The sequence below is a fragment of the Tissierella praeacuta DSM 18095 genome (genome assembly GCF_900128955.1).
In the GTDB taxonomy this organism is placed as follows: domain Bacteria; phylum Bacillota; class Clostridia; order Tissierellales; family Tissierellaceae; genus Tissierella; species Tissierella praeacuta.
This window is the reverse complement of sequence record NZ_FQTY01000002.1, coordinates 110,878-127,654: the sequence shown is the minus strand read 5'-3', so window position 1 is coordinate 127,654 and position 16,777 is coordinate 110,878. Positions and strand designations below refer to the sequence as shown.

The 16,777-nt window shown below is 29.0% G+C and carries 15 protein-coding genes and 2 riboswitches; of the genes, 1 reads left to right on the top strand and 14 read right to left on the bottom strand.

Going from position 1 to position 16,777, the window contains the following annotated elements:
- The first annotated feature begins 99 nt into the window (after positions 1 to 99).
- Positions 100 to 720, top strand: a complete 621-nt coding sequence (gene ytaF, locus BUB33_RS03275) for a sporulation membrane protein YtaF (RefSeq protein ID WP_072973115.1) — start codon at positions 100 to 102, stop codon at positions 718 to 720.
- Between the two features lie 52 nt (positions 721 to 772).
- On the opposite strand, the gene BUB33_RS03270 is transcribed toward ytaF, so the two are convergent.
- The 14 genes from BUB33_RS03270 to BUB33_RS03205 all read right to left on the bottom strand — a co-directional run bounded on the left by BUB33_RS03270 (position 773) and on the right by BUB33_RS03205 (position 16,403).
- Positions 773 to 1,276 (bottom strand): dihydrofolate reductase, encoded by a 504-nt coding sequence (locus tag BUB33_RS03270; RefSeq protein ID WP_072973114.1) that lies wholly within the window; start codon positions 1,274 to 1,276, stop codon positions 773 to 775.
- Between the two features lie 45 nt (positions 1,277 to 1,321).
- Positions 1,322 to 2,440 (bottom strand): metal ABC transporter permease, encoded by a 1,119-nt coding sequence (locus tag BUB33_RS03265; RefSeq protein WP_072973112.1) that lies wholly within the window; start codon positions 2,438 to 2,440, stop codon positions 1,322 to 1,324.
- The gene (locus BUB33_RS03260) at positions 2,440 to 3,579 is read right to left on the bottom strand and encodes a metal ABC transporter permease (protein WP_072973110.1); all 1,140 of its coding nucleotides are present in this window, start codon (positions 3,577 to 3,579) and stop codon (positions 2,440 to 2,442) included. The genes BUB33_RS03265 and BUB33_RS03260 overlap by 1 nt, the downstream gene beginning before the upstream one ends.
- The gene (locus BUB33_RS03255) at positions 3,580 to 4,314 is read right to left on the bottom strand and encodes a metal ABC transporter ATP-binding protein (RefSeq protein WP_072973108.1); all 735 of its coding nucleotides are present in this window, start codon (positions 4,312 to 4,314) and stop codon (positions 3,580 to 3,582) included.
- A 24-nt stretch (positions 4,315 to 4,338) separates the two neighbouring features.
- On the bottom strand, positions 4,339 to 5,268 hold the full coding sequence (locus BUB33_RS03250) for a metal ABC transporter solute-binding protein, Zn/Mn family (protein ID WP_072973107.1): 930 nt from the start codon (positions 5,266 to 5,268) through the stop codon (positions 4,339 to 4,341).
- A gap of 3 nt (positions 5,269 to 5,271) precedes the next feature.
- Complete coding sequence (locus tag BUB33_RS03245) at positions 5,272 to 5,673, bottom strand: metal-dependent transcriptional regulator (RefSeq protein WP_072973105.1); 402 nt, start codon at positions 5,671 to 5,673, stop codon at positions 5,272 to 5,274.
- Positions 5,674 to 5,936: 263 nt separating this feature from the next.
- The gene (locus tag BUB33_RS03240) at positions 5,937 to 7,127 is read right to left on the bottom strand and encodes an aspartate kinase (protein ID WP_072973104.1); all 1,191 of its coding nucleotides are present in this window, start codon (positions 7,125 to 7,127) and stop codon (positions 5,937 to 5,939) included.
- Positions 7,128 to 7,143: 16 nt separating this feature from the next.
- On the bottom strand, positions 7,144 to 8,373 hold the full coding sequence (locus tag BUB33_RS03235) for a homoserine dehydrogenase (protein WP_072973102.1): 1,230 nt from the start codon (positions 8,371 to 8,373) through the stop codon (positions 7,144 to 7,146).
- 17 nt (positions 8,374 to 8,390) lie between these two features.
- Positions 8,391 to 9,263 (bottom strand): homoserine O-succinyltransferase, encoded by an 873-nt coding sequence (locus tag BUB33_RS03230; RefSeq protein ID WP_072973101.1) that lies wholly within the window; start codon positions 9,261 to 9,263, stop codon positions 8,391 to 8,393.
- A 3-nt stretch (positions 9,264 to 9,266) separates the two neighbouring features.
- Positions 9,267 to 10,529, bottom strand: coding sequence for an O-acetylhomoserine aminocarboxypropyltransferase/cysteine synthase family protein (locus BUB33_RS03225; RefSeq protein WP_072973099.1), 1,263 nt, complete (start codon positions 10,527 to 10,529; stop codon positions 9,267 to 9,269).
- 81 nt (positions 10,530 to 10,610) lie between these two features.
- Positions 10,611 to 10,719: riboswitch (SAM riboswitch) on the bottom strand.
- 66 nt (positions 10,720 to 10,785) lie between these two features.
- A riboswitch (SAM riboswitch) is annotated at positions 10,786 to 10,875 on the bottom strand.
- Positions 10,876 to 10,954: 79 nt separating this feature from the next.
- A complete protein-coding gene (locus BUB33_RS03220; protein ID WP_072973098.1) occupies positions 10,955 to 12,169 on the bottom strand; it encodes an RtcB family protein in 1,215 nt (404 codons plus the stop codon).
- A 25-nt stretch (positions 12,170 to 12,194) separates the two neighbouring features.
- A complete protein-coding gene (locus BUB33_RS03215) occupies positions 12,195 to 13,778 on the bottom strand; it encodes a sensor domain-containing diguanylate cyclase (protein ID WP_072973097.1) in 1,584 nt (527 codons plus the stop codon).
- 219 nt (positions 13,779 to 13,997) lie between these two features.
- A complete protein-coding gene (locus BUB33_RS03210) occupies positions 13,998 to 15,623 on the bottom strand; it encodes a hypothetical protein (RefSeq protein WP_072973096.1) in 1,626 nt (541 codons plus the stop codon).
- Positions 15,624 to 16,403: an ABC transporter ATP-binding protein gene (locus BUB33_RS03205; RefSeq protein ID WP_072973095.1), complete on the bottom strand. Its 780-nt coding sequence runs from the start codon at positions 16,401 to 16,403 to the stop codon at positions 15,624 to 15,626.
- Positions 16,404 to 16,777: the final 374 nt, after the last annotated feature.

Genomic DNA, 16,777 nt, shown 5'->3' with positions numbered 1-16,777 from the left:
TTTTATTATTACCAGATATTTCCTTTTACCATATTGTGGTAACAGTTATTTCCTATCTGAATAAAATAATAATAGTTCAAAATAATAGGGGTGCTCAATGTGGAAAATATATTATTAGTATTAGTATTATCCTTAGATGCCTTTATGGCTAGTATTGCTTATGGGACAAATAAGATAAAAATGCCTTTCAAATCAATATTAATTATTGATATGGTTTGTGCTATTTTTTTAGCATTGTCCATTTTTTTTGGAATTCAAATAAGAAAAATACTCCCTGAAAGCATTGCCTTAATCTTAGGTGCTACTATACTCATATTACTTGGAATATATTATTTATTTGAAAGTATTTTTAAATCATATTTAGAAAATAAATTGAAGGAAAATGAAAAGGTCAAAATAAAATTATTTGACATATGGTTTGTTATAGATGTATATGTTGATGAAACTAAAGCAGATTTTAATCTATCAAAAAATCTTGACTCCAAAGAAGCTTTATATCTGGCAACAGCTCTTTCCTTAGACTCTTTAGCTGTTGGATTTGGAAGTAGTTTAGGTAATATCAATTACTTACAAGTAATAGGATTATCTTTAGTTATCGGCATGTTTTCCATTTGGAGTGGATTATTTATTGGTAAAAAGATTGTTGAAAAAACCAAGATAAATTTATCCTGGTTATCAGGAATCATATTGATAATACTGGGACTATTGAAGTTAATCTAAAACTATAAATCTTAAATAAATATTCCCTACAACTTAAAGTTGTAGGGAATATTTATTTAACTCTAATATAATCTACATATTTGTACTCTAAATCATCCTGTTTATATATGTCTGATTCTTTTATTATACCCCAATCATGAAGTAAATCTAAGTTTGGAATAAAAGCATCTGCTTTTTCAAAGGTCTTAAATATTTTAGTTATATAGGCCTTATTACAATAGGAGATAGTCTGCTTTGCAATTTCCCCTCCTCCTATTATAAAATTTTCCATTTCATTATTAGGGTTTAATTCATTTAATAGTGGAAAAAGTTCTTTTAGAGAATTAATTACTCTAGCACCTTCTGCTCTATATTCCTTATCTCTAGTAATTACAATATTTATCCTATTAGGTAATGCCTTTTTATCTGGTAAAGATTCAAATGTTTTTCTTCCCATTATAATTATATTACCTTCCGTCAATCTTCTAAATCTCTTTAAGTCTTCTGATATTTTATATAGTAAATTCCCATCATATCCAATATTCCAATTATTATCTACTGCGAATATTAAAATCATATTTCCTCCTATTAGTTGTTTATCTGATATGGTTTTAGATTATAATTATCCTGATACTATTTCCTCATAACTTTTTATAGCGTATTGCCTTCCTGATTCAGTTAATTTAATTATATCTTCTTGTATATATATTTTCTCCTTTCTTTTTAATTCCTTTATTATTGATTTTAAAAACTTTTCATTCCAATGCAGATGCTTTTCAATGGTATAAAGTCCACTTTCAAAAGCTTCATTATCTTTACCCTCATGATTATATAAATGAAACATTAAAGACTTCTCTGCAAATTCTATTCTTTGACGTTTTCTCCTACTAATGGTAGTTAGAAGACCTCTTTTAGGGGAAAATACAAATACCAATATAAATATTATCCCTGTCATCAAAGCCATGGATCCAGCTATGGAAACATCTAAAATAGAAGCAAGCTGATAACCTAAAATCCCATTTAATCCACCTATAAGACCACTTAAAATAAGCATATTTTTTAAATCATCTGTAATAAGATATGCTGTAACTGGGGCACCTATCATAAAGGCTATTACTAATATAGAACCTACTGATTCAAATGCTCCAACAGCAGTTATTGACACAATAGTCATTAAACTATAATGTATTAGTGCAGGTGAAAATCCTAAAACAGCTGCTAGTGGAGAATCAAAAGTTACTATTTTAAGCTCCTTAAAGAATATTATTACAAATAAAAGATTTATTATTAGGATAATTCCCATAGAATACATAGATTTTGCTCCTATATCTACTCCAAACACTTTCAGACGATCAAAAGGTGCAAATGCAAGTTCTCCTAATAATACAGAGTCTGTATCCAAATGAACTGAACCAGCATATCTTGATATAATTATTATGGCTATACTAAAAAGCAATGGAAATACAATTCCTATGGCAGAATCCTCAGATACCAATTTAGTACTATTTAGCATCTCTGTTAAAAATACAGTAAATACTCCCATAAGAGCAGCTCCCAATATTAAAATTGGAGATGTTAAACTATTGGTTATAAAAAATCCAATTACTATACCCAATAAAATCGTATGGGTTATAGCATCTGACATCATAGACATTTTTCGTAGTACTAAAAATACTCCTGGAAGAGAACATGCTACTGCAACTATAACTGCTATAATTTGAATTTCTAATTGTGGCGACATTATATCTCCTCCTTTTTAAAATGATTTTCCACATATTCTAAACCTTTTTCGGTAATTGCCCATTTATTAAAATAATCCTTTTTTACAAATCCTCTGCTTCTTAGGGATTCTAATTTACTTGTAAGCTCCTTTACAGTTCTTCCAGTCTTAGATTTATTTGGCTTGATTATGAAAATATCATGACTATGATTTATATCCTCATGGTTCATAGCTAGATGATAAAGATTTACCAATACTTGGTCTTCATTTATTTCTCTTTGTTTCTTCCTATCCCTAAAATATTTCCATATCAATCCCCGATTAGGTGCAAATCCTAAACTAAAGATTACTATTATACTTATGACTATTACTATCATTGGCCCTGTAGGTAATTTTGAAACTACTGAGCTTAATATTGTACCAATAACCCCTGATATTGCTCCAAATATGGCTGATAAAATTACCATAATAGATAGTTTATTTGTCCATTGCCTAGCAGCTACTGCTGGTGCTGTAAGCATAGCACTCATAAGAATAACTCCTACAGTCTGTAACCCTATAATAATAGCTGTTACTATCATAAAGAAAAGTAATGTAGTAATTCTCTTTGTAGAGAAGCCAAGACTCTCTGCGTAATCCCCATCAAATGATACTATTTTAAATTCCTTCCAAAATATAATAGTTAATGTTATTAAAACTATTCCCATTACTGCCATGACCTTAACATCTCTCTGAAGCAAAGTAGATGCCTGACCAAAAATAAATTTTTCTAATCCTGCTTGATTTGCATTAGGTATTTTTTGGATATGTGTTAATAAAACAATTCCCCCTCCAAAAAAAACTGATAATATTAATGCTAAAGCACTATCAAACTTAATTCTTGAATATTTAACTATGGCAAGAATAATGAATGTAGATAACAGTCCTGATATTAAAGCCCCTAGTAGCAACACTTCTGTTCTTTTAGTTTGAGTCATTAAAAATGCTAATGCTATACCTGGCAATGCTGAGTGGGAAACAGCATCTCCTAATAAACTTTCTTTCCTTATGACGGCAAAACTGCCTAATACTCCAGATATTATACCTAAAAGAGCAGAACCCAATGATACAATCCTCAAAGTATAATCTGTTAAAATAAGATTCAATACCACTACTTTCACCTACCTCCTTAAAATTTGACCTGTACTTCTATAGGTCTTCTTTAAATTTTCATCTGTAAAGACTTCATTAACAGGTCCACTAGCTATGATTTGAGTATTTAACAATACTACCCAATCAAAATATTCTTCTACTGTTTGAAGGTCATGATGAACAACTATTATGGTTTTTCCTCTTTTCTTTAACTCCTTTAATATTGCTATTATAGCCTTCTCAGTCTTAGCATCTACTCCCTTAAAAGGTTCATCCATAAAGTATATATCTGCATCTTGAACTAATGCCCTAGCAAGAAATATTCTCTGCTGCTGTCCACCAGATAATTGAGATATCTGCCTATCTGCGAACTCTATCATGCCTACCTTTTCTAAAGCTTCTCTAGCCTTCTTTTTATCTTCTTCCCTTGGACGTTTGAACCATCCCAATTCCCCGTATCTTCCCATAAGAACTACGTCTAAAACATTAGCTGGAAAATCCCAGTCTACACTTTCTGATTGAGGTACATATCCTATATGTTTTCTTTGAGACTTATAACCTTGACCATTAAATAATACATTTCCTGATACAGGTTTTATTAAACCTAGCATAGCCTTTATCAAAGTAGATTTTCCTGCACCATTTGGTCCAACTATAGCCATTAAAACAGATTTTGGAATATTAAGATCTATGTCCCATAATACAGGCTTTGCTTGATATGCTACTGTCATATCTTCAACTTCTATTATATCATTGTAGTCCATTTTTATTCCCTCTCCCTTGCTCAATTATTTCAATGCATCAACAATTGTATCTATATTTGCTTTAAATGTGCCTATATAAGTTTCAGCATCGGTTCCTATATCACCTGTAGAGTCTGAATAAAGTTCTCCACCGATTTCAACTTGAAATCCTTGAGCTTTTACTGCTTCTTGCAAAGCTTCAATACTTTTTCTTGGGACTGATGATTCCACAAATATTGCCTTAATCTTACGCTCCACAATAAACTTTGCCAACTGACTAACATCAGATGTTCCAGCTTCTGAAGCTGTACTTATACCTTGTAGTCCCTTTACTTCAAAACCATAAGCATTTCCAAAATAGTTAAAAGCATCATGAGCTGTTATGAGAACTCTTTTTTCTTCAGGTAATTCTGATATTCTTTGTTGAATATATTTTTCAAGTTCATCAAGTTCTCCTAAATATCTTTCCAAATTAGAATCAAATTCCTTTCCATGTTCCTCATCTAATTCCTTAAGCCCTATTGCTACAGTTCTAGCAGCCTCTTTCCACAAACTTACATCAAACCATATATGAGGGTCATAACTTCCAGGACTGGTGACAAAATCAATAAAATTTGACTCATCAATATCTTGGGATACTGCTAAAATCAACTTTTTACTATTTTCTATATTCTCAAATATATCTCCCATTTTTCCTTCTAAATGAAGCCCATTATATACCACCATATCTGCATCTTGCATTAATTTAACATCTCCAGCACTTGCCTTATATAAATGAGGGTCTACTCCAGGCCCCATCAATCCTTGAACATTTACATACTCTCCACCTATGGCCTTCACCAGGTCTGCAATCAAAGTAGTAGTTACAACGACTTTATATTTATTATCATTTGTAATATCATTTCCATTTCCACATCCTACTGCCATAACCATTACAATAGATAAAACCATAATCAAACTCAATATTCTTTTCATTATTTATTCCTCCCTTATTATTTTTGACCCATGAGGACATTCCTTAGGGTAATTCAAATATCTATCTAATCTCTCTTCTAAAATATCACTAGTTACATGTTCTAGTTTCTCTGCTTCTTCATGTATTTCATCCAAATTATATCCTAGCTTCTCTACTAAAAAAAACTCCCATAGAAGATGTCTGTTTCTAATTTTTTTAGCTTCTTTAGTTCCATATTCTGTAAGCCTTATACCTTGATATAATGTATGTTCAACAAACCCATCTTGTAACAACTTTTTTATCATCTCCGATACAGAAGGAGCAGATATATCAAGTCTTATAGCTATGTCCTTGTTACTAACTAAATCATTCTCCCCTCCTAGCTCATAAATGACCTTTAAATAATCTTCCTTACTTATATTCATAATCTTCCCCCACATTAATAAATGTTAGGTATGCCTAACTTATTTATATAATACCCCCTTTTTTATTATTAACACACTATTTAATAAGATATAAAAAAACTTCCATCAAAACTACTCCCCTTATAGTCCACAGTTTTATTATTTTAGCTGTCTACTACAAGGGGAGCATATCATGGTTATGAGGTTTTTTTATTCTATCCATAATAAATTCATTTACTAAATTAAAATAATCATTTCAAAATTGCCATGTAGATTTCATTTTATTATAGATTAAAGGTCTGTGCCAATCCATTAATTAATTCTTTTATCTCGCCTCCCTCAAAAAAATATGATAAACTTAATTCAGATGTACATAATTTTTTATATTTTACATTGGTATCTTTTATTAAATCAAATATCTTTGAAGTAACTTCTGCCTGATTTATTCGTCCAGTACCTATTATAGATACCCTTGTAGTATTATTGACTTCCACTTCTACAAATCTATCTATATCTCTTACTATCTCTTTTTTTATAGGCGAAAATAAATTAGTGTATTCTTTAGAACATATAAAAGAAATATTTAAATTCTTATCTGTTAAATTATTTTCCGTCATTCCAATATCCAGATCATATTTACCTAGTATCTTAAATATATTAGACAATTTGTCTATTTTATTAGGTATGTTCTTTATCTTTACTTCTATTTGACTATCATCTGCAACTAAAGATAAAACTCTTAATTCTTCCATACTATCATCCCCTATTATTGTTCCAATTTCATTTTTAAAACTATTTCCAATACATATTGGTACGCCAAACTTTTTTCCTAGGGCTAATGCCCTTTTATCAATTACCTTGGCACCTAATCTAGTCATTTCTAAACCAATATCATAGCTTAACTTTGGAATTTTAGAAGCCTTTTTATATACATTAGGGTCTATTGAATATATTCCGTCTACATCTGTATATATCTCACAAGGACAATTAAACTTAGCTGCCAAAGCTACAGCAGTAGTATCTGATCCTCCTCTTCCTAAAGTTGTAATATCTCCTTCTTGATTAATTCCTTGAAATCCTGCTATAACTACTACATTTCCTTCTTTTAAATATTTTTTTATTACATCTTCTTCAATGTCTACTATACTTGATCTAGTGTGACTTCCCTTAGTATTTATTCTAGCTTGAACTCCCGTTAGAGAAACAGCTTTACACCCCAAATTATTTAATGCCATAGAAAGTAAAGCTATTGTTTGCTGCTCTCCTGTAGATAATAAAACATCTAACTCCCTATCCAACGGATTTAAAGATATTCCTTTAGATAGTTCAATAAGAATATCCGTATTTTTTCCCATAGCTGAAACTACAACTATAATATCCTTAGTGAATTCCTTCCTTTCAATAATCTTTTTAGCTATCTGAATAATTTTTTCAGTAGTTGCCACTGAACTACCACCATATTTTTGAACAATCACGAAATCACGCCCTTTTTTACACTTCTAATCTTGCAATAAAATAATCTTGTGAATTTATCATAAAAGTCTCAACTACTTTTTCTAATTTCTTTTTTGATATGGATTTAGTAGTAAATGCAATACTATCTTTATTTTCAATTATATTTTCTGTAATTCTATTATCAATTATATATCCTTCTATTTTATCCTTGATTTCTTTTTCCGTAGTAATCCTCATATAATATTTACCTTCATATAACTGATTTATATTGTTTAAATTCTTATTTTCCCAAATACAATTTCTTGGATAAGTATTAGCTGTAATATCTATTAAATCACTTACTATGGCATTAGCTGTAGGAAATTTACCTGCACCTTCACCAAAAAATCTTAATTCTCCAACTACATCTCCTACAAAAGAAACCAAATTATTTGCATTATCAACCTTTCCAAAATAAGAATTTTGATTTAAAATAACTGGTTCCACATTAGCATAATATTTATTGTCATTTACAACTGCTGTGCCTAATAACTTAACTGTACTATTCATTCCTTTTATATTTCTTATATCATCACAATTTATACTGCTAATACCATAACAGGAAATATTTTCTTCATCTATTTTATCTTTAAATGCAATAGTTGATAAAATTCTAAGTTTTCTTCTAGTATCATAGCCTTCAATATCATCAATAGGATTTGCCTCTGCATATCCTAAGCCTTGACTTATCTTTAATGCATCTTCAAAATCTAAGTTATCAGATGTCATCTTTGTAAGTATATAATTAGATGTCCCATTTAATATCCCTTTTATTTCTTGTATTTCATTTATATTTATCTGCTCTTTTAAAGGTTTTATAATTGGCATTCCACCACCTACACTGGCTTCATACAAAAAGAACTTATTTCTTTCTTTTGCTAATTCTGTTAATTCCTCTAAATATTTTGCAACTACAGCTTTATTAGCTGTTATAACATCTTTTCCTTTATTTAATGCTTCTTTTATACAATGATAAGGTTTATCTAAACCTCCCATAACTTCAATAATTAAATCAATATTATCATCTTCGATTATTTCATAAATATCTGTAGTCAATTTCTCTTTATTTATTTTAATGTCCCGTCTTTTATCTATGTCCTTCACCAAAACCTTAGATATATTAATTTCTTGTTTTACTAGGTTTTCTAAGTATTGTTTTCTTTCTTCTAATATCTGAACAATTCCCGTTCCCACTGTTCCCAATCCTAACAACCCAATATTTAGCATCGGCTCTCTCCCCTTTCTTATATTAAATAGTATCGTAGCCAGTTATCTATTAAAATCTGTGAATAATCTCCCCATGTATTTTTAGGCAATAAATTAAAATCATTATTGGGAAAATAATTTTTAGGCAGATTCGGCAATAGTCCTTTATCTATATCCCTTCTATATTCATTACTTAAAGTATCTTCTCCGTACTCTGGATGACCTGTAATATATATTTCCTTTCCTTCTACTTGAGCTAATATATATATTCCTGAATCATTTGACTTAGATAGAATTTCTAATTCTTGGAAGCTTTCTATGTCCTCTTCCCTAATTTCAAAATACCTAGAATGTGGAGAAATTATTTTTTCTCCACAACTTTTAAGTAATAAAGAATTTTCATTTAAAATCTCATGGATAAATATGCCATTTATCTTTTTATAAATTGTATGTTTTGGTATTTTGTAATTATAATATAACCCTGCTGCTACTGCCCAACATAAATAGATGGTGGATTTAATATATTTATTAGAATAGTCTATTATATCCTTTAACTCTTCCCAGTAATATATTTCATTAAAATCTACAAATTCTAAGGGAGCACCTGTTATTATCATCCCATCATAATTTGCATTTCTTACTTCATCTAATGTTTTATAGGTTTCTTCTAGATAATTTAGAGCTATATTTTTAGGTTTATATGTTTTTGTATATAAGAAATCCACCTGTACATCTATAAAGCTATTTCCTAGTATTTTTAATAACTGATATTCAGTTTCTGTTTTATTAGGCATTAAGTTTAATATTAATATCTTTGGTAAACCCTTGAGATTACTTTTATAATTAATATCTATATTGTCTTTAACCAGCCGTTCTATTGCTGAAATATTTCTATGAATTATCAATCCCATATTTTAATTCCCCAATGCTGTTTCAAAATCTTTTATTATATCTTCAATATTCTCAATTCCAACAGAAACTCTTATCATATCTCCACTTATACCTGCTAATTCTAGTTCTTCATCTGATAACTGTCTATGAGTAGTAGTTGCTGGATGAAGTATTGATGTTCTTACTTCTCCTAAATGTATTACTAAACCAGTTAATTTTATATTCTTAATAAATTCTTTAGCGGCCTCTTTTCCTCCTTTAATACCAAATGCTAATATTCCCGAAGCACCTAATGGTAAATATTTTTCTGCCAATTTATAATTATTATTAGATTCTAGCTTGGGATAATTAACCCAACTTATCTTAGGATGAAATTCTAAATATTTTGCTAATGCTAAGGCATTGTCACTATGTCTTTTAATTCTTAAATGTAAGGTTTCTATACCTAGATTTATTAAAAATGCATTAAAAGGGCTTAAACAATTGCCAAGGTCTCTTAAAAGCTGTACTCTTGCTTTTGTAATATAGGCCTTTTCTTTAAATTCCTTAACATATTGAATACCATGATACGCTGGATCAGGCTCAGTTAATTCTTTAAACTTTCCATTATCCCAATTATAATTTCCTCCATCGACTATTACCCCTCCAACAGATGTAGCATGCCCATCTAAATACTTAGTAGCTGAATGAATTATTATATTAGCTCCATATTCAAATGGAGTACATAAATATGGAGTTGGAAAAGTATTATCAATAATAAGTGGTAAATCTACCTTCTTGGCTAAATTAGAAAACTTTTTAAAATCCAATACCTGAGGAGAAGGATTACTTATGGTTTCTGCAAAAATTGCCCTTGTATTTGGTCTAACATATTTAATAAGTTCTTCTAGTTCCAAGTTTTGATTAACAAAGGTTACATCTATTCCTAATTTTTTCAAGGTAACTGATAGCAGTGTAAAAGTACCTCCATATATATTTGATGATGCTAATATATGATCTCCACTTTTACATATATTGAGTATGGCTATTAAAGTAGCTGACTGACCAGATGCCACAGCTACAGCACCTACTCCTCCCTCTAATATACTTACTTTCTCTTCTAAAGCAGCAACTGTTGGATTGCTAATTCTACTATACATATGTCCTTCCTGCTTTAAATCAAATAAATCTGCCAAATAATCTGGATCTTCATATTTATAGGTTGTACTTTGAATTATTGGAAAAACCCTCGGTTCTCCTGACCTCGGATTATATCCTCCATGCACACAAATAGTTTCTTTTTTCATTTTTTATTCCTCCTTTTATAATTAAAAAATCCCTTCCTAGATAAGAAGGGATTTATAATATAAAAGAATATAAAACTCCACTTCTTATCTCTCAGTTTTCACTGCAGGAATTAGCACATTTTTTAAGCTTATAGCTTAAAATTGTTGCCGGGTTTCATCGGGCCAGTCCCTCCACCTCTCTAGATAAGAAAATATTAAATTGTAATTTAAAAAACCTTCTTAGCTAATGCTAAGAAGGTTGATTTTCTATTAAATCATCTTATCGGCATTAGCAGAACCACCTTACCTAATGGCAGGTTGGCGTAGGGTCATAGAGCTAATTCTCTACCCTAACTCTTGATAAGGAAAACTATTAAATTATTAAAATGATATTAGCATATAAAATTAAATATGTCAACAGCAAAAAATATTTTATTAATTATTTTTTATGCTTTAAAATTATAAATTGGCTTTATTATATTTACTATCTCTGCAGTTTCAGCAATATTATTCACTATTTCCTCCATTGGTTTATAAGCAAAGGGGCTTTCATCTAATGTATGTTCATTTATTGAAGTAGAATAAATTCCCTCCATACTTTTCTTAAACTTATCCATAGTAATTGCTTCCTTTGCAACATTTCTGCTCATAAGTCTTCCTGCTCCATGGGGAGCAGAATAGTTCCAATCAGCATTACCCTTTCCAACTGCAATTATAGAGCCATCTCTCATATTCATAGGAATTAAAATCTTTTCTCCTTCATAGGCGGATATAGCACCTTTCCTTATAATATTATCCTTGAAATTAATATAGTTATGAATGGTTTCAAAGTAGGTAAACTCATTAAGTCCTTTTCCAAATAAATTATTTAATATAATATCTGCCATCATTTCACGATTTAAACTTGCATATTCTTGACATATCTTCATATCATGTAAATACTTTTCTCTATATTCTCCAGTTAAATAACATAAGGACTTAGGATATTTAGGTTTGAGTTCATCGTATTCCTTCTTTAGTTCCTCTAAAACTTTCTTTATTTCCTTTCTCCTACCTTCTGCTTTATAACTAGCAATTATTTCTTCCCTTTTAATAAAATAATCGCCTTTCCCACTACATAAATCTATTGCTAATCTTTGATAAATTTCAGCAACTTGCTTCCCTAGATTTCTACTGCCTGAATGAATTACCAAATATTTATTGTTCTTACTATCTACTCCAACTTCTATAAAATGATTGCCACCACCTAAGGTTCCTATACTTCTTTCTATTCTTTTAGTATCCTTCAAATCCCTAAAGCAGTATAAATCATTGAATTTATCAAATTTAAACTTTCTTTCCATATGTGTGGATTTTCCAGAAGGAATCTTTTTATTTATTATATCGTCTAATCTTGGTAAGTCCATATCTATATTGCCAAGTTCAACAGTAAGCATGCCACATCCTATGTCCACTCCCACAATATTAGGTATTACCTTATCTCCCATATTAGCAGTAAAACCTATTACACAGCCCATACCTTGATGAACATCTGGCATTATTCGAACTTTTGAGTCCTTTATAAAATCTTGATTTAATAACTCTATTATTTGTTCTCTTGCTCCGTCTTCTAAATTGTCTGTAAATACTTTAGCTATATTATATTTTCCTTTTAATTCCATTTAATCACCTCTATATTTAATCATATTATATATCAAGTGTAGCTCTATTTTTCCCTGATTTTTTAGATTTGTATAATGCCATGTCAGCTCTTTTGATTGCAGATAAAAAGTTTTCATCATCTTCAGTGAAATAGGAAGCACCTATTGAAATAGTTACATGATATTTTTTTCCTTCAGATTCATACTCAAAACTTTCTATATCCTTTAAAATTTTATCTGTAAATGATTCTAAATGTTCTTCTTTCAGCCCTTCACAAATAAGAAGAAATTCTTCTCCCCCCCATCTATAAAGAAAATCTGTCCTTCTTGTAGACTTATTTATGATTTCTACAATATTAGTTAAAACTATATCTCCCACATCATGTCCATAATTATCATTAATTTGCTTGAAATCATCTATATCAAAGAAAATAATTGTATAAACATAATTATATCTTCTAAATAAATAGAATATTTCTTCTAACTTTTTTGTAGCAGCTCTTCTGTTAAAGGCCTTAGTAAGTTCATCTATATTTAATTCTTCTCTTAATTCTTTATTAGAGTTTTTGTAATACCAATGCTCTAAGATTAACACTATTAAAATCCCTATAAAAATCAACACTAATGATAGGATAATTATCAATGTAGTAATTTTAGAAATAGCTTTATCTCCATCCTTAGAAATCTCATCTATATATGGTTGGATATCATCAAAATAAATTCCCATGGCTATAATCCAATTATAATCTTTATATAATTTTGCATAAGTTAACTTTTCAGCAACTTCATCACATGTTTTCTTTTTAAAAAAATAAGTAAAATATACCTCTCCATTTTCTTTAATTCCATTGAGTTCCGTCAGATAGGGATGATTTCCATTAATATCCTGCATCTTTGTAGATAAATATATACCTTCTGTGTCTTTTAAATTTGGATGAATACGCCGAATAGCATAATTATCTCCCCCATCATAATTTATAACCTCATTTATCCAAATATAAGCATCATTTTCGAAGCTATCTTTATGTATGCGTTTTTTTATAGATTCTGTAGTGGCATCTTTTATATAATCTTTAGTTACACCATAAAGAATATAGTATCCTCCATAATTATCTTCGTTATAAGCTATGAAATCCTTCTTTAAATTCTCAATATAAGAATGAATACCTCCAATATCTATCCTATGATCTATATTATTTTGATATAAAACTTCATCTAAATCTCTATTTAATATGAGTATACTAAAAGATTCCTTTGTAGTTCCTATTTCAAAATAATCAATAGTTTTTTTCAAAAAATCTCCTTGTTTTAACTGATGATATTCTGATATAACCTTAGTGGCTCTGTCTACACGCTTCTTATTAGTTTCTATTATCTCAGCTTGCGTTTGCTCAATATTATTTATCATATTATTAACAGAATCCTTTAGAAAATCTTTTTTTATGTTTATAATACGTTCTTTAATATATTGGGCATATAATATTTTTACATCTTTAAAGGTAGATATATAAAAATAGTTTATAATAGCTAATAGAAATACTATAGAAAAGATAAGCAAAAAAATATATAGTTTTCTTACTCTCTCTAAGTTGTCAATTTTGGCAGTTAATTTATGTATCCCCTTTTTCAATTGCCCCATCCTTTCAAACTAACAATCGCCTTATTATTTATGTCTTTATTGTATCATAATTGCTATAATAGTTGTAACTTCTTATATAAAAACTAATTGAATATTAAGAAATTCCTAGTTAAGAATAATTGAATTAATATATAGTAAGTTATATGCTCATTATAAAATAAAAAGGGCTGTAATGAAATTAAATTTCATTACAGCATCAATAGAATTATCCTAAACAATACATTTATTCCAAATAATTTTACTTATGATTAATCCAATAGGAATATAAATATATGTACCATAAGGAATTTTAGTCAGTATAAAATGTCCCAGTACAAACGCCCCCATTATAACCAAAGAGAAAATTCCCTTTCCTCCACCTTCTGGCTTCTCTCCTACTTCAAAGGATTTAGAGAAGGGTAAATTGCTATCAAAAATATTAAATACAATACTTGTAAAAAGCAATATATTTATTCCCACTACTATGATTTCATCAACTATTTTCATCTTATAAATAATTAAAAATACTAAACTTACTAAAGCATATACAGGAATAAATAAATTCAAAATAGCTGCTTTAACTGTTCCTTTATAAATAGTAGATTTATCTTTAATAGGTATAGTTTCATATATCCATGAACCTTTATAATTACCAGAATAACCTAAGGATGATATTACAGTAGGTATCATGACAAATACCATATAAATACACAAATAACTCTTTGTATTAGCTATATTTAAGAACTCCCTCCTACCCATGGTAATTATAGTTAAAAAAGGAAATATAATGGATATTCCTAAACTTGGATAAACCTTTAGTTTAAATGTTCTTTCGTTCTTCAACATATTTGTTGCAAATCTATAAAAAGTTCTTTCATCTTTATCTCTACAAAATATTCTTGATATGAAAATAATAGATTTATTCCTATCCTTAGTATGCCCTTCAACACTGTTTAACTTTTGTAGATTTCTTTCAAACACTGGTATCAGTTTAATATAGATTATAATTGATAATATGGGAACTACTACTGCAAGTATGGAATAAATAATAATATACATCTCTCGATTATCGTTTAAAATCAACTCAAAGGGTGCAGAAAACCATATTGGAGGAAAAAAGTATTTCCATATACTAGGCTTAAAATCTATATTATGTATATCTATTAAGTTAAAAAGTTTGCCTATTAATTGATATCCTATGGACATAACTATAGTTAATCCTATTTGAACATAATTAATTATATCTTTTAACTTTTCACCACTAAAGAATCTAAGAACTAAAAGATAAATAAGTGCTGTAATTATAATTATAAATAATGCTATTAAAATAACCTCCATTAAATATATAGAAAAAAATATCCTTCCATGTCTTACTATAGATACAACAAGTGATGGTCCTGAAATTGCTAATGTAATGGCACTAATATATATAAATATATGAATTATTTTAGCCATATTTAATGTTATACTATTCACTGGCTTAGAGAGCAATATTTCCTTATCCTTTACATCAAGTAACACAGAACTAAAATCAGCCATTAAAGAGGTCATCAATAAAAACATAATAACCCCAAATATAAAACTCATCTGAAATAAATAATTTTCTCCTATTACTATAAAGAAAATTAAAAAAAACCCCATTAATATATATACACCTAAAGATTTTAAAAAATTATTTTTATTGTCAGTTTCCTCTTCTTTTTTCTTATTTCTATTGTTTATAACAGTAGAAACTCTTCTTCCGTCTAATATTAGCTTCACATTAAGTATCTTTCTCATAATCTGATAATCTACACCCATTTTTTCAAATAACCATTTAAAAATATCCAGAAATTTTAATATTTTAAAATCCTTCACCTATATCACCTCTTCTATGGTGGATACTATGTCTTTAGCTATTTTCTCATGTTCATTAAACCCTGTTAGTTGATTGAAAATTTCCTCTAAGGAGCCATCCATAGAGCTGCTTTTTAAATCTTTAAAACTTCCATCTACTACTATTTCTCCCTTATTTATAAGTATTATTCTGCTGCTGATTTTTTCTACAACCTCCATGATATGGGAAGAGTAGAATATGGTCTTTCCTCTTCTAGATAATTCTGCTAATACTTCTTTAAACACCATAACACTATTTGCATCCATTCCAGATAAAGGTTCATCTAGAAAGAGAATGTCTGGGTCATTAATCAAAGCTGATATTATAACTGCTTTCTGCTTCATTCCTTTTGAATATGAGCTAATCCTTGCATCATAAACGTTCTTAATGCCAAATAACTCCATTAATTTCTCTGCCTTCTTATTTGCAACTTCGTATTCCATTCCATAAAGTTCTCCTATAAAGGTAAGATATTCCCTTGCTGTAAGGTTCTCATAAATCTCAGCAGTTTCTGGTACATAGCCAATTTTCTTTTTATATTCCGCTTCTCCATTCCTTATATCTTTTCCAAATATATTTATATCTCCAGAATATTCTCCCACTAAACCCAGCATGATTTTTACAGTAGTGCTTTTCCCAGCTCCATTAGGTCCTATATATCCTATTATTTCCCCATTATATATATCTAAGTTAATTCCCTTTAAAACTTCTCTAGTCCCATAGCTCTTTCTTAAATCCCTTATTTTTATTATTGGCTCCATATTCCCATCCCCTTTATCAAAATATTAATGGTATTATATCATAATGGATTTTATTTGTTATAATTTTATTAAACTATTTGGATTTTACCATAGTATAAAAAAGAGAAACTTGACTTTTAAACCTCCTTAGTATATGATAAAGTTGTAATAAATTATTTTGTTAAATATTAGATAAATAAGTATGGATATACATATGTATAAGCTAGACTTAAATCTAAAATTATGAAAATCTTAAAATTAAAATTATATAATTATGGAACAACTATTTAAACCAAAGGAAACCTTTGTAATTTAAAAAGCCCATAATAAAAGATCATACTTTCTTTTATTATGGGCTTTTTTATTTTTCTAAAATTATAAATTTAGGAAATAAC

What these genes read in the sequence shown, in the direction of transcription:
- BUB33_RS03270 (WP_072973114.1), bottom strand. Translation starts at nt 1,276, where the DNA reads ATGATTTTAATATTCGCAGTAGATAATAATTGGAATATTGGATATGAT.
- BUB33_RS03265 (WP_072973112.1), bottom strand. Translation starts at nt 2,440, where the DNA reads ATGTCGCCACAATTAGAAATTCAAATTATAGCAGTTATAGTTGCAGTA.
- BUB33_RS03255 (WP_072973108.1), bottom strand. Translation starts at nt 4,314, where the DNA reads ATGGACTACAATGATATAATAGAAGTTGAAGATATGACAGTAGCATAT.
- BUB33_RS03250 (WP_072973107.1), bottom strand. Translation starts at nt 5,268, where the DNA reads ATGAAAAGAATATTGAGTTTGATTATGGTTTTATCTATTGTAATGGTT.
- BUB33_RS03245 (WP_072973105.1), bottom strand. Translation starts at nt 5,673, where the DNA reads ATGAATATAAGTAAGGAAGATTATTTAAAGGTCATTTATGAGCTAGGA.
- BUB33_RS03235 (WP_072973102.1), bottom strand. Translation starts at nt 8,373, where the DNA reads ATGCTAAATATTGGGTTGTTAGGATTGGGAACAGTGGGAACGGGAATT.
- BUB33_RS03230 (WP_072973101.1), bottom strand. Translation starts at nt 9,263, where the DNA reads ATGGGATTGATAATTCATAGAAATATTTCAGCAATAGAACGGCTGGTT.
- BUB33_RS03225 (WP_072973099.1), bottom strand. Translation starts at nt 10,529, where the DNA reads ATGAAAAAAGAAACTATTTGTGTGCATGGAGGATATAATCCGAGGTCA.
- BUB33_RS03220 (WP_072973098.1), bottom strand. Translation starts at nt 12,169, where the DNA reads ATGGAATTAAAAGGAAAATATAATATAGCTAAAGTATTTACAGACAAT.
- BUB33_RS03205 (WP_072973095.1), bottom strand. Translation starts at nt 16,403, where the DNA reads ATGGAGCCAATAATAAAAATAAGGGATTTAAGAAAGAGCTATGGGACT.